This is a genomic window from Arthrobacter sp. ZGTC131, assembly GCF_002929275.1.
Taxonomy (GTDB): domain Bacteria; phylum Actinomycetota; class Actinomycetes; order Actinomycetales; family Micrococcaceae; genus Arthrobacter.
Genome location: NZ_PJIK01000009.1, coordinates 1 through 13286, shown reverse-complemented (window position 1 = coordinate 13286; position 13286 = coordinate 1). Strand labels below are relative to the sequence as shown.

13 protein-coding genes and 1 riboswitch are annotated in these 13286 nt (G+C 62.5%); of the genes, 3 read left to right on the top strand and 10 right to left on the bottom strand.

From position 1 onward, the window contains the following. Positions 1-57: 57 nt before the first annotated feature. The 8 genes from CXQ90_RS22950 to CXQ90_RS12380 all read right to left on the bottom strand — a co-directional run bounded on the left by CXQ90_RS22950 (position 58) and on the right by CXQ90_RS12380 (position 8722). Positions 58-192, bottom strand: a complete 135-nt coding sequence (locus CXQ90_RS22950) for a hypothetical protein (RefSeq protein ID WP_258064516.1) — start codon at positions 190-192, stop codon at positions 58-60. 31 nt (positions 193-223) lie between these two features. Then, on the bottom strand, positions 224-916 hold the full coding sequence (locus CXQ90_RS12410; RefSeq protein WP_104139524.1) for a VOC family protein: 693 nt from the start codon (positions 914-916) through the stop codon (positions 224-226). Positions 917-1426: 510 nt separating this feature from the next. Beyond that, positions 1427-2767: a right-handed parallel beta-helix repeat-containing protein gene (locus CXQ90_RS12405; protein WP_104139522.1), complete on the bottom strand. Its 1341-nt coding sequence runs from the start codon at positions 2765-2767 to the stop codon at positions 1427-1429. A 30-nt stretch (positions 2768-2797) separates the two neighbouring features. Then, entirely contained in the window at positions 2798-4381 is a 1584-nt protein-coding gene (locus tag CXQ90_RS12400) for a glycoside hydrolase family 32 protein (protein WP_104139521.1), read from the bottom strand. A 38-nt stretch (positions 4382-4419) separates the two neighbouring features. Continuing rightward, on the bottom strand, positions 4420-5463 hold the full coding sequence (locus CXQ90_RS12395) for a LacI family DNA-binding transcriptional regulator (protein ID WP_104139519.1): 1044 nt from the start codon (positions 5461-5463) through the stop codon (positions 4420-4422). A 69-nt stretch (positions 5464-5532) separates the two neighbouring features. Then, entirely contained in the window at positions 5533-6486 is a 954-nt protein-coding gene (locus CXQ90_RS12390; protein WP_104139518.1) for a carbohydrate ABC transporter permease, read from the bottom strand. Next, a complete protein-coding gene (locus CXQ90_RS12385) occupies positions 6486-7373 on the bottom strand; it encodes a carbohydrate ABC transporter permease (RefSeq protein ID WP_104139516.1) in 888 nt (295 codons plus the stop codon). The genes CXQ90_RS12390 and CXQ90_RS12385 overlap by 1 nt, the downstream gene beginning before the upstream one ends. A gap of 68 nt (positions 7374-7441) precedes the next feature. Further along, entirely contained in the window at positions 7442-8722 is a 1281-nt protein-coding gene (locus tag CXQ90_RS12380; RefSeq protein WP_104139515.1) for an ABC transporter substrate-binding protein, read from the bottom strand. Between the two features lie 676 nt (positions 8723-9398). Further along, positions 9399-9601: riboswitch (cyclic di-AMP (ydaO/yuaA leader) on the top strand. A gap of 3 nt (positions 9602-9604) precedes the next feature. Here CXQ90_RS12380 and CXQ90_RS12375 point away from each other — a divergent pair. Further along, entirely contained in the window at positions 9605-10495 is an 891-nt protein-coding gene (locus CXQ90_RS12375; protein ID WP_104139513.1) for a LysM domain-containing protein, read from the top strand. A gap of 58 nt (positions 10496-10553) precedes the next feature. Here CXQ90_RS12375 and CXQ90_RS12370 read toward each other — a convergent pair whose 3' ends face one another. Then, positions 10554-11123 (bottom strand): MarR family winged helix-turn-helix transcriptional regulator, encoded by a 570-nt coding sequence (locus CXQ90_RS12370; RefSeq protein WP_104139512.1) that lies wholly within the window; start codon positions 11121-11123, stop codon positions 10554-10556. Positions 11124-11213: 90 nt separating this feature from the next. Further along, complete coding sequence (locus CXQ90_RS12365) at positions 11214-12056, bottom strand: DUF2382 domain-containing protein (RefSeq protein WP_104139510.1); 843 nt, start codon at positions 12054-12056, stop codon at positions 11214-11216. Between the two features lie 275 nt (positions 12057-12331). Between CXQ90_RS12365 and CXQ90_RS12360 the strand changes: the two genes are divergently transcribed. Together CXQ90_RS12360 and CXQ90_RS22945 are read left to right on the top strand one after the other, a co-directional pair. Beyond that, entirely contained in the window at positions 12332-13132 is an 801-nt protein-coding gene (locus CXQ90_RS12360) for a hypothetical protein (protein ID WP_258064515.1), read from the top strand. Next, the coding region (locus CXQ90_RS22945) for a phage holin family protein (protein ID WP_146068894.1) at positions 13129-13286 on the top strand (158 nt) is incomplete at its 3' end. The genes CXQ90_RS12360 and CXQ90_RS22945, both read left to right, overlap by 4 nt.

Sequence of the window (13286 nt, the reverse complement as noted above, 5' to 3'; positions counted from 1 at the left end):
CGCTCGACCAGGATGCCGCAGCACAGCGGACAGCCGGCTGGTACATCATCGATGTAATCAGCGCACGAAGGCCGGAACGTAGGAGTCGTTGAAGGGTTCGAACCAGTCCTGGAGATCCATTGGGGCGAGGCCGAGCTGGGTGTTCAGTTCGACGTCGCCTTTGAATCCGTCCATCGCAATCTGGTAGAGCATTTCGTTGTTCGTGTCTTCGAGCGTGTGCTCTTCAATCCGGTTGCGCCCGCCGTCTGTGCCACGCATCGAGCACAACACGGCCATGCGGTGATTCCAGCGTCGCGGTGAGCGGTGCGTTCTGCACAGCATCGCTCGGGCTGGTGTGAACGGCCGGAAGCTTCAGCACGTCGATCGCCTGAGTCGGAACGCCGCGCAGCACCAGGCCCTGCAGCGCCACGTCGGTGAGGGGCATGTGGGCACACGGATGTTGCCCTTCCCATTCGATCAAGCTGGGCAGCGCGCCTGCGCATTCAGTGCGGCCGTCGTCGCGGACTGTGATTCGCCACTTCAACAGTCCGTGAGGGGTTTCCCGCTGCGCTGCCTGCACCTCGCCGGGGTTGAGGGCGAAGTTGGCAAGGTCTAGACGCAGCATCTCGATCTTGCGCGTGCGTGCCACTGCGTGCACTAGGCGAGGTGATTCGCGAACAGCCTCGCGCACCTCGGGGTGGTCGAGCCCGAACCAGCGCGGCCTCCCTGGCCCCGGCGCGTCAGGGTCGATCGCGATGACCTCGAGGTAGCAGTCGGGGAAGCTCTCGCTGCTGATGGCAATAACTTGGTTGTGAGTACCCATCAACGCGTGCTTGCCACCACCGGAGGGCTGAACGCCGAACGTTGCCACGCACCAGGCCGAGCCCTGTTCCAGCGAATCGGCGGCGATGACCAAGTGATCGATAACGGCGTTCACAACTCAACCGTACCGCTCGCGGCGTTCTACAGATCGGCCCGGTGTCCCTGCCGGCGACTCGCCAACAGCGCCCGGTACTCCTAAAGCTGTCCCCAAGGAGCAAGTGACTGGTGAGCAACTAGCTCTGATTGGTCTACAGCCGGTGCAACGGGCGGCCAGTGGAATTCCCAAATCCGTCCTCGCCAGCGACTACGGCTCAGCCGGGAAACGGTCTATCAACATACCTCCGCCAAAGCCAAGCTGGCGTGACGCCCTCCCCCTGCCGGCCCAGCCGCTGACACAACAGCAACCACACCGGCATGACGGAATCATGGGTTCGGGGTCGGAAAACAGCTGAAAGTGGTGATGAAAGCCGCCGAAGGATCGGGGATGTCATCGGTGGGCTTTCTCGATAGCACCTTGGACAACGGCCCACCGCCCCGAAAGTGCTCGCAACGAGGTCCGGCAGCCGATCCCCCAGGGGTATCGCCGGGCCTGAGCGGGTGACTGGGGCAAGTACATGTGCGCCGCCTAGAAACCGACCGTGGGTGTGGCCCTAAAGGCGTTAACAGCCCTATCTGCGATAACTTGGGCGTCACTTCCGGAATCAAGGATCGTATTCCGAGCTGATCCGGAATCGACCATGACGGCCGTAACGGCGAGGCTGTCCGAAGCCTCGGTGGTCAACAGAGCGTCCACCTGCGCCGAGAAGCAGGAGTCACTTGACTTGGAGGGAACGTCCATGGCCACCACGTGGTTGTTTGAGACGAAGTTGCCGACCCCCGCCATCAGCCGGATGATGACAGGCGTCGCACCCGTCGGCCGGATGCTCTGGGAGTCGATGATCTCGGAGAAGTGGTTGCCGACGACAGAGTTGTTGCTGCCGCTGACACAGAGAAGTCCGTTGAGGTCATTCAGTCCGTTGTCGACTCCCAGGAAGGGCGCCCAGGGCTCATGGTCACGCAAGAAGTGATTCGTGGCCACGAGATTTTCCGAGCTATTCGCTGCGAGGATCAGCATCCCAGGGTAAAACGAATGCAAACGGTTGTTGGTGACGCTTGAACGCGTGACGCCGTCGAGATGGACGCTGCTCGCACCGCGGGGGAAGACGTTGTTCGCGGTTATCAGGAGCCCACCATGGTTCTCGGCGTAGATCGCGTGACCCTTGAAGCCTGCTCCGACCATGTTGTCGGTGATCTTTGATGCCTGTCCCCACCCACGCAATTCGATGCAGCTTCCGCATTCAGCGATGAAGTTGTCGTGAACTGAAAGCGCGTCCGCGTTGTAGATAGTGAGAGCGTTCTCAAGGTAGACGAACCCCATGCCGGTTACACGGAATGAGTCATTGGCGTTCGCGACATAGATACCGGTCTTGCCGTTGACGTAGGTGTTCTCCGGATGCATCCCCGAGCCATCCGAGTTGAAGTGCAACCCGTCGATGCAGAAGTTGGAGAACTCGACCGAGCTGATCCGCGGGCTCCCGCTTCGCTCCACGTAGAAAGCGGCTCCTTTAGATTCCTCCCCGTCTCCGCCGAGGGGAAGGTCGACGATGATGCGACTCCCTCCGGGCCACAGCTCATGCAAGTCGGGCCATTCGTCTTCGGGAACGTTGAACCGGATGCTCGAGGACGTGAAGCCGTGTCCCGAGCCTTGGATCCTGAGGAAGCTGACGTCGATCACCACCTGCGTACGAAGGTGGTAGTCCCCGGGCGGAATGTAGATCACGGCGCCGGGCTTTCCCCCGTTGTTCGCATCGGTGACGGTCTGCCGGTCCTTGATGTCAGCGATGATGCTGTTGATTACTTCACCGACGTCCTTGGACGGATTGCCGACGGGCCACGCGGTCACGTCGTAGTAGTTGTTGCTTGACATAGGCTTTTCCCTTTGTGTTGTGGCCTGCGGTTAGGTGAGTGCTGAGACCGCGAGCTTCAGTATTGTTGCTGAGCCTCCCTCAACCGACAGCCAGTTCTCCGGGTTTTCGGTTTCGGGGAAGATGAGATCAGTCAGGACGACCTTGCCGCCTTGGACGAATACTTCGACCGAGCAGTGGTCCACGACGATGAGTAATTTGAGCACACCGTTTTCGAGGTCAACTGGTGCTGACTCGACCGAAGCGAATTTCCCGTGGAAGCAGGTGTTTCCTGATTGTCTGCGGTCCAGGATGAGTTGGGCGCTGGTTGTGTTGTAGCTAAGAATGGTGCCCTCGCTCCCGTCACTGCTTCCGAAGAGCCGGAAATCAAGACGTTCGGCGCTTCCGGGCAGTATCTCCGTCTCGATGATTTGGGCGCTACCGGGTACCGCATCCGGCAATCGGAGGGCTGAACTTCGCAGCTCAAAGGTGTCTGCGTTCATTTGGTCCTTGGCAGTAGGCAACTCTTCTCCTGCGCAGAGTTCGGTCAGGACAGGTTGCTGGATCAGACGGGCGGAGCCGTTGACTGCTGTGAGCCGCACTTCGCGGGCGAGGGTCATCGAGGACCGCCAGGGGGCGGTGGGCAGCTCGTTGGCGTAGTCCCAGTTGTTCATCCAGCCGATGATGATGCGCCGGTCATCAGGGGCGTTGCTAAAGGATACGGAGGCGTAGCAGTCGCGTCCCCAGTCCAGCCACAGGCATTGCTGCAAGGCTGCAGAGCCCGCCTGGGGGTCGGGGAGGGCGGCCAGTCCTGCTGGTGCCGCTAGTGAACCGGCGTCCGGGAGGAACCGGGCGCCGTCGAAGTGCCCGATGAAGTACTGGCCGCCGGAACCTCCTGCCACTGCGCCGGGGTTAATGTTTACGATCAGTACCCATTTGATGTTGTCCGGGTCCCCGTTCACCGCCAGGGGAAAGAGATCGGGGCACTCCCATTCGCCGGCGTCGGCGTTGGCCGGGCCGAACTCGCTCAGAAACTCCCAGGATTTGAGGTCTTCCGAACGATAGAAGACCACCTTTTGGTGCTGCGCTTCGACGGCGACCATGACCCAGCAGGCACCTTGGTCCCCTTGATAGCGGAATACTTTGGGATCGCGGAAGTTCGCGGAGTTTCTGGTGAGGACAGGGTTTCCTTCGTATTTTCGCCACGTCATTCCTGCGTCTGTGCTGTAGGCCAGAGACTGGGCCTGCGTGCCGCTATGTTCGGCCGCGGCTTTGTAGGCACTGGTGTAAATAGCTACGAGAGCAGGTTCGTTTGCCGTGCCGAAACCGGACGTGTTGCCGTGGTCGACTACGACACTCCCTGAGAAGATGTCCTCTGTCTCGTCGCAGGCAATGGCAACGGGGTGTTCCGTCCAGTGCAGCAAATCACGGGAGGTGGCATGGCCCCAGGACATGTTGCCCCAGACGTTGCCGTACGGGTTGTTCTGGAAGAAGAGGTGGTACAGGCCGTCGTAGAAAACCAGGCCATTGGGATCGTTCAGCCAGGTATCCCTTGCCGTGAAGTGGACGGCGGGCCGGAACCTGGAGGTTCCGGCCGGGGCTGTTTCCGGGCGTGCGGCATCAAGGCGACTGGACATGTCTGGCGTTCCTCTTGGAAGTGGAAGGGGCTGGCTGCCTATTGCCGGGGAGCCGTGATGGAATCGCGGCGCACGAGGGGGCAGCTCAGAATGGTCGGGTGAAGTGCCATGAGGGAGAGGTCGGTCTTCCCCTCGACGGCGTCAATCAGGTGCTCGGTGGCCCAAGCACCCATCTCGTAGTGAGGCAGGGCCACGGTGGTGAGGCCTGGGTGAAGGTTGGCCGCTATAAGTTCCTGGTCATCGAAGCCGACGACTGAAAGGTCAGTAGGGATGACGAGCCCTAACTCCGCGGCCGCCCGGTACGCTCCCATGGCCATACGGTCGTTGTAGCAGAACAACCCGGTGAGCCGGTCTTCGCGTGCCAGGATCCGCCGGGCCGCCTCGTAGCCTCCCTGCACCTCGGAGACCTCGGACTCGACAGGTGCCGCGGCGCCGTCGAGCCCTGCTTCAGTCAGCGTGGCCCGGAAGCCCCGGAGCCGCTGGCGGGTTGCGGGAACGTCGTCGGTGTTGTTGATGAAGCCGATACGGCTGTGTCCGGCTGCTAGGAGCGCTTCCACTGCGGCGCGTGCACCACCCTCCTCGTCCGGAATCACGGCTGTGATGTTCCCTGCAGCGGCCACGGAGTCAACGAGGACCGAGGGAACGCTGCCGAGGTTGGCCGGTAACTCCACATTGCGGTGATACATCGTGGCGTAGAGGATTCCGTCCACCCGGCGTTCCAGGAGGGCCTCGACGTCGGCCCGCCGGGATTCCAGGCTTGCCGAGCCGGAGGTGTTAATGATCATGAGGTTGTAACCCCGGGCCTTGGCCGCCTCGTCAGCGCCGAGGATGATCCGGCCCGCGTGCGGTGTGGTGGCGATATCCTCGCTGACCAGACCCAGCATCCCGGTCCTCTGCGTGCGAAGGGCCTGGGCAAGGCGGTTGGGCCCGTAACCGAGTTGCTCCGCAATGATCCTGACCTTGTCCCTGGTTTCGGGGCTGATTCGGGCGTAGGAAACCTCGTTGAGGACGTGGGAGACAGTTGTCACGGAGACGCCGGCGGCGACGGCCACGTCCTTGATACCGATGTTCTTGTTGCTCATCTGTCTCCCACGTCCTTATGGTTGGCGATGCTCTTGAGCATCACCAGTAGGCTACTCGTTGTTGGTGGTCTAGCCCTTGACGGCGCCGAGCGTCATGCCTGCGACGATCTTGCGCTGCAAGAGAAGGGTGAGGAGGATGACCGGGATGGAGTACACGGCGGCCAGCGCCGTCATGGATCCCCAGTCCAGGCCGAACTGGGTCTGGAAGTTCGCGATCACCACGGGCGTTGTCTGGGAGCGGATCGCTGTCATCAGGAGGGCGAAGAGGAACTCGTTCCAGGAGGCCAGGAAAGCGAAGATCGCGGTTACGGCGATGCCGCCGGAGACCACCGGGATCACCACCCGCCACAGGGCTCCGAGTCTGCTGCAACCATCCACCGTCGCAGCTTCCTCCAGGTCTTTCGGCACCGCTTCGAAGAAGCTGGACATCAGCCAGATCGAGAGCGGCAGCGAGATGGTGGTGTGGGCGATGGACAGAGCGATGGGAGTATCTGAAAGGCCGACGGCTGCCATCATCGAAGCCAGCGGAATACCGATCGCCACCGGCGGCACCATGCGTGTAACCAGGGCGGCCATGATGAAGATCCGGCCGCTGAGGGTCTTGTACCGGGTGATGCCGTAGGCCGCCGGTACCGCCAGCACCAGCGACAGCACAGTGCTGATAATGGCCGTCTGGACGCTGTTGATGAAGGAAGCCAGGACGCCGCTGCGGCCTAGTGCGTTGGTGTAGTTCTCCAGCGTCCATTCCCTGGGGAGGATGGTCGGCGGTACCGCGATGGTATCGATCGGGGTCTTGAAGGACGTGAAAAGCAGGTACAGGAAGGGGAAACCGTAGAGCACCATGGCTGCTGCGAGGAGGACCCAGAGCAGGGCCCGGGTACTCCGACGGCCCGCTTCCAGGCCTTCCCGGTTGACGCCCCGGCGCTTGCGGCCGCTGCTCCTCGTGGTGGTTGGCACGGAAGGTCCGGCAACGACCGGTGCTGCCTTCCCGCCGTCGTTCTTAGTTCGTTCGGCGACGCGCATCAGTTGTCCTTTCCTGGCCGCCAGATGGTGGACACCGCGACGAACGCTACGGCGAGCATGGCCAGCAGATATAGGGTGCCCATGGCGCTTGCCAGCCCTGGATCACCGAAGCGGATCATGGTCCGATAGATCAGCAGGCTCATGGTTTCCGAGGCGGACTGCGGGCCGCCGTTGGTTTGGATGAGGATGGTGTCGAACGCCCGGGCAGCGTCGATTCCACGGACCACCAGGGCAACGGCGATGACCGGACGCAGGAGGGGCAGGATGATCCGGAACAGCATGGCCGGTGCGCGTGCACCGTCAAGGCGTGCAGCCTCGATCAGGTCTCCGGGGATGTTCTGCAGCCCGGCAAAAAGCACCAGGCACATAAACGAGGTGGTCAGCCAGATGTCCGGAATGGCGACGGAGTAGAGCACGATGTCCGGGTCCGAGAGCCAGCCGATCTGGTTGGGGTTGGACAGAATCCCGGCCTGGTGCAGGAGGGTTCCGATGAGGCCGAAATTATCGATCATCAGGAACTTCCAGAGGAGCCCTGCCACGATCGGGGCGATCATCAGCGGATACATGAACACGGTTCGCCAAATTTGAGAGCTTCGACCAAGGGTTGTGAACAGCAGCGCCATCCCCAATCCAAGGGCAAACTCGAGGGTGACCACGATCAGGGTGTAAGCCAAGGTCCGCCAGCCGGCACCCATGAAGGCGTCGGAGGCGAAGGCCCGGAAGTAGTTATCCAGACCCACGAAGTCGCGGGGGCCGCCGGCAATCGGCGAGATCTTGAAGAAGCTGTCCGCCACGAGGCGGAAAAGCGGAAAGGCGACAAAAACTGCCAGGAACAGCGCCGCTGGTGTCATCAGGCACAATGCGAAGCGGCGATCGGAAATACGCACGGTTTTCTCTTCCGCTGGTTGGGGGCCCGTGGCCGGCACCGGTTACTCAAGTGCCGGCCACGGAGGTCTTACTTAAGGAGGTCCTCGATCTGCTTTTTGGCGTCGGCGAGGAGAGTGGCGGAATCCCCGCCGGCCACGGCCTTCTGCAGCATGGGAACCAGTACCGTGTCCACGATCTGCTGCCACTTTTCGGTCGCAGGGCGGGTGGCCGTGGCTTTCCCGTTAAGGGTTTCGATGAGCGGCCCGAAGCTTTCGTAGCCTTCCTTGTCCTGGTACTTCTCGAACGCGGAGATGCGAGAGGCGAGGCCGAGGCTGGATTCGATGCCCATGCTGTTGTGGTCATAGGCGCACTTGACGAACTTTTTCGCAGCGTCGGTGTTCTTGGTGGCCTTCGGAACGGTGAGGTACCACGGGCCGGGAACGCCGGCCACCCCGGCGCTGCCGGCGATCATGGGAGCCGCTCCAACCTTGCCGGCCACGGGCGAATCCTTGGGGATCTGCCGGTAGGCGTGGGCCCAGAACCGGGTCATCGCCGTCTTGCCCTGATTGAACAGGTTTTGGGCCGCAGCCCAGTCGACCTGCGCGGCACCGGACGGAGCGGACTTGGTGAGGCTGACATAAAAGTCCAGGGCCTCCTTGTGCGCGGCGTTGTCGATGACCACCTTGTTGTTTTCATCCAGGATCATAGGCGAGCCAGCCTGCAGGACGTGGGCGAGCCATTCGGTTTCCACAGCGCCTTTGACGTCTGTGCCGTACATCCCGTCCCTGGTGAAGAATTCAGAGATGTCCTTGTACTGCTGCCAAGTAGTGGGTGCGGCAAGTTCGTAGCCGTACTTGGCCTGGAAGTCAGCCTTGTTCTTGGCGTCTTCAAAGAGGTCTTTGCGGTAGAGGATGATTTCGGCGTTTGTCCAGGCGGGCAGGCCGATGAAGTGCCCGTCCACGTTCGCTTCCTTGACGAGGGCCGGGAAGATGTCCTTCTTTGCCTCGTCGGTGAAGATTTCATCGATGGGCTGGACGGCGTCCTTAAAGCTGGGCAGCCAGACGGAGTCCAGGGCGGCGACGTCAAAGGAAACGTTGCCGGAGGAGAACTCGCTGGAGAGGCGGTTGAACATGCCGTCGTAGGGCAGCTCGACGAAGTTGACGTTGATTCCGGCGTCCTTCTTGCACTGTTCGGCGACGCCAGTCAGTTCGGCGTGGCCGCCTGCCTCGACCAGGACGTTGACGGTGCTGGTGCCGGCGCTACCCGTCACTGACGGGCCCCCTGCGCCGCACCCGGTGGCTGCCAGGGCGACGGCGGTGCAGATGCCGCCGATGGTGGCGAACCTGTTGATGGTCTTTCGAGTGGACATCGCTGTCGACTCACTTTCTCTCGAACGGAAATGGCGAGACGGTGCTTGGGGTGAAAAATCGTTTTGCTAAAACGACTTGGCACCAAGATAAGACCATTCTTCGCAAGGTGTCAAGGATCACATCAGGTCGATTTCGGCTATTGACGGCCGGCAATAAGAGGGAATAACGTAATGCTCGGGACTAGAAAAAACGTTTTGGCATTTGGCAGATCCACTTCGGCGGCATCGAACGCCACGCGTTGGCATCCTCAGCGACCTACATGGAATACACGTCGGCCCTCTCGTCGTCTCTTCCGCCTTGGAACGGCACGGATCGCTTTAGAGCTCAAGCAGTGATGGGTCCTCCCACACATCCTTGTAGCCGGCCGCCACAATGAAGTGCCGGAGGAAGGTGGATGAGGTGCTCGAGTTCGGGGCATCGCCCTACGAGGTGAGCCGTGTGCCAGGGCTGGAAGAAGTCCTCGGGACCGGGATGCACCCAGAACGTCATTGAGTTCCTCGATACCCATATCTTCATTCTGGTTGGACCCTCTCCGAAGCATTGCCGATGAAGGTCCGATGACGTAGCGCGGGTGGCGGAGCTACCGTTCATCCTCCATCGCCGTTACCGAAATGTGACTTTGGGTGGGAGGGTGAGGTAGCCTCTACGCGTGCCCCTGTTCCGTTTGGGGCATTCCCGTGCAGAATGCCGAGCCCTGCCACTGACCCGGGATCCGTTCGCTATTCCAATAGGCAGGGACGGGGGAACCACCTTAGTACCGGCCTTGTTCGCCAAGGCCTAGGGGTTAAGTCCAAACGCTCCCGGATAACGAGGGGCGGGACCGGGTGACTCCCATCCGAACCCGACAGCTCACCCCGCAGGCATGGGAGAGGCAATCCACCATGTCACGTAAGTCCGTTTCCGCGCGCCACCGCGCCACCCCAACAACGTCCATCGCAATGCAGGGACTGACGTATTCAGTCAGGTCTAACGCAGCGTCATTCGTCAAGCCGGCAGCAGCAGCAGCCGCAGCATCCGGCCTGCTCTTCGGCGTCGGGGCCCCGGCGCACGCCGGTACCTACGCCCCCGAGACCACCGGAAGCGCCAGCGTCCAGGCGCAGGCGGCGCCCCACGGCGCTGCGCTCAATCCGGCACCCGCCGCAGGGTCCGCCGTCGCGGGTGCATCGCACACCGTTGTGCCCGGCGATACGCTCGGTGCCATCGCAGCACGCCACGGCGTGAGCCTCGACGCAGTCCTTGCTGAGAACAACCTTGCGCTGGGTTCGATCATCTATCCCGGCACGCAGATCCTCATCCCGGGACCAGGGCAGGCGGCGCCCGCACCGCAGGCCATCACCCCGGCCGCCCCGGCGGCCCCAGAACCAGCTGCCCCGGCATCACCTGCTCCAGCCGGCATGGGAATCTATGCCGCCTCCGCGTCGATAACGCCGGCGGCAGCCGCTCCTGCGGCTCAGGCCAGCGGTGTCGGCGCCGCGCTGGTGGCCTCGGCCCGTGCTCAGCTGGGCGCTACCCAGGACTGCACCATTCTGGCGGAACAGGCCCTGCGCTCGGTCGGGAAGTCCGTGGGCGACCTCGCACCCATGCAGTTCCACCAGTACGGCACGCCGGTGTCGGCCCCTCAGCCCGGTGACCTAATGATCCGTGCCGGACACGTGGGGATCTACATCGGCGATGGACAGGCGATCAGCAGCGGCATGAACGGCGTCAATGAAACCATCGTTCACCCGGCCTCCTGGCTTGGAGGCTCCACGTTCGTAAGGGTAAACGCCTAACAATCCGGGATGGAGACCCTGAAAGCGGCAGGCGCAGCAGCGCCTGCCGCTTTCAGGTTCACTGGTCTTCGGCCGTGCCCGAGCGCAGCTGGCGGGCGAATTGTTGGCTGCTTCCACGCGCCGGCAGTGCTCGGTGATGGGGCTCATGGCCTAATGCATGTGCCGGGTGCTGCGCGCTGGCCGAGGTCGGGTTTGGCTGTTGTGGGAGCTGGAGCGCGGCGACGAACCTGTCCAGCTGCTCCTGGAGAATGTGCCAGTCCGTTGCATTCATTGATGAAGGGAAGGCATCGCTTTCCGCCTGGCGGGCGGCTGCCAGCGCGGTCCTGCCTGCGGGTGTCAGCTGCACGTGGAGTTGGCGACGGTCTGCCGGGTTACGGGTCCTGGTGATGAATCCGCCTGCTTCCAGTCGTGCGAGTACCCTGCCGAGGGTTTGGCTTTGGACATGCACCTTTGCTGCGAGCTGCTCCTGGTTCAGCGGACGGGGTGCGATTGCTTCGAGCGCGATAACAGCGGCGCGAGTCAGGTTCAGTGGTGCCAGCGCCTCGTCCTGACGGCGCTGGATCAGGCGGGCCGCCCTCATGAGCAGGCGGTAGGTGCCCTGCAGGTGCGGTTCAATATCGCGTGTCATTGGTGGACCCGTTCGTGGTGTGCGAAAAGTAGAGAGTGGAAAAGAGAGTCAGGGCAAGGACATCGCCCTGGCCCTGACTCTCCGCACCCGCTACCGGCGGGTGCCGTCTACACCGTCTGTTTCGATGCGTTCCTTGCGGATTTCCTCGTCGACCGTCACCTCGTCAGTGACCGTTTCCTTCCCCAGGCGGACCCGTTCCACAGGGACGGTTTCCTTTTCAATAATCGGCCGCTCCTCATGGAGGGTTACCTCGTGTTCCTCGTCGCTGAGGTCCGGCCCGGACATAGCGGCCCCGCGGTTGGCCTCTGTGATGGGTTCGCGTTCGATGCGCACTTCTTCGCGCTGCACCGGGACGGTCCGTGTGACGTTTTCGGTGATGATGTACTTCCGCAGCCGCGCCCGTCCCGTTGCCTGCTTCTCGGTGCCGACGTTCAGGTGCTCCTCGGACCGGGTCATGGCGTCGTCCGCGGTCGGCCCCGAAGTGTCGCGGCCTACGGTGTCGTTTGCATCAGCAGCGTGGAACCCGCCGGCGCCGGCGAACCCGCTGTCAGTCTGCGTCCGGCCGTAGGTTGCATCCCGGCCGGCCTCGGTGTCGATGTAGGCGGCCCGGCTGTTGCCCCCGACGCCGTAGTGATCGTAAAGACGGTCCTCCTCCGAGGGGTCCAGATGGCCGTCTGTGTCCACCCGGGGCGCGTCCTTGACCTGATCCTTGGTGTACGGGACGACGACGTCATCACCTTCGAGACGGGCGCCCTCGAGCGGGACGAAGGACTCGGAGGTCCCGAAAAGCCCTGTCTTGACCGTGACCCAGGTGGGCTGACCGTCGGCGTCGTCCGCATATACCTGGCCAACGGACCCGATCTTGTCACCTTCCGTGGACAGGACGTTTCCCTTGCGGTTGAGCAGATCGTCGATGCGTTCCTTGGCGAGCATGATGTCTCCTTGGATGTGGTTTCGGGGTAGCAACGCCTCCCTGCATGACATTGCACCCCAACACCATAAGCATGCTTAGTAACCACTTGGCAAGCATGCTTATTAATTTTCCCGGCAGCACCTGCATCCACGTGCATATTGGACGATCGGCAGCATTTGCCGTCTTGCGCGATGAATAGCAAGTGTGCTTAGTATCGTGTTAGTAATCATGCTTACTGTTTACCGGAACCGCTGGTTCCTGATCGCCAGCCGACCTTCCATGAAAGAGAGCAACGATGACAGAGAACCAATTCCCGCAGACATCGGATACCTACCCGGCCGATCCGTACGGCACCGCAAATGCAACCACAACAGCACAAGGCGGAGCGTCAGCCTCGAAAAAGGATGCGGCAAAGGATGAGGCCAGGCATGTAGCCGGCGAGGCCAAGGGCGCAGCCCAGGACGTGGCCGAGACGGCCAAGTCCGAGGCCGCGAACGTCGCGTCCGAAGCCAAGACGAACGCCCGGGATCTTCTGCACCAGGCGAAGTCGGACCTCACTAGCCAGGCCGGCACGCAGCAGCAGAAAGCCGCGGAAGGAATCCGGACCATCTCCTCGCAGCTGCGTTCCATGGCCGATGCGCCGGACCAGCAGGGAGTGGCCTCGGACCTCATCCGCCAGGCCGCTGAGCGTTCGGAGTCGGTGGCGTCCTGGCTGGGCAACCGGGATCCGGGCTCGCTGCTGGGCGAGGTTAAGTCCTTTGCCCGCCAGCGACCGGGCACCTTCCTGCTCCTGGCCGCCGGTGCGGGTCTCGTTGCCGGACGGCTCGGCCGCAGCCTGCAGGCCGGACCCCCCACAACCGAAACCGCAGCCGGCACCCTGCCGCAGTACCCAGTTCAACCGCCAGTGACAGAAAGCAGCCTCGCAGCCGCGCCGGGCGCACCGCTTTATGACGCGCCGCCGGCAACTCCGACGTCGTATGCAGAGACTGTGTACGGTGAGCCGGCCCGGCCGGGCTTTGAAGGCCAGCGCTCTGCGGGTGTACCGCTGCGTGATCCTGATGACCCCTACGTCGAGGGTGGAGGTCGTCCCCTGTGAGCAGCCAACTACCTGAAACGCCCCCCACACCCGCGCACGCCAAGGCAGACTCCACGTCCCTCGGTGACCTCCTGGGCGAAGTCAGCCGGGACATCTCCACGCTGATGCGCCAGGAAGTGGAACTCGCCAAAGTGGAGGCGAAACAGTCCGCCGC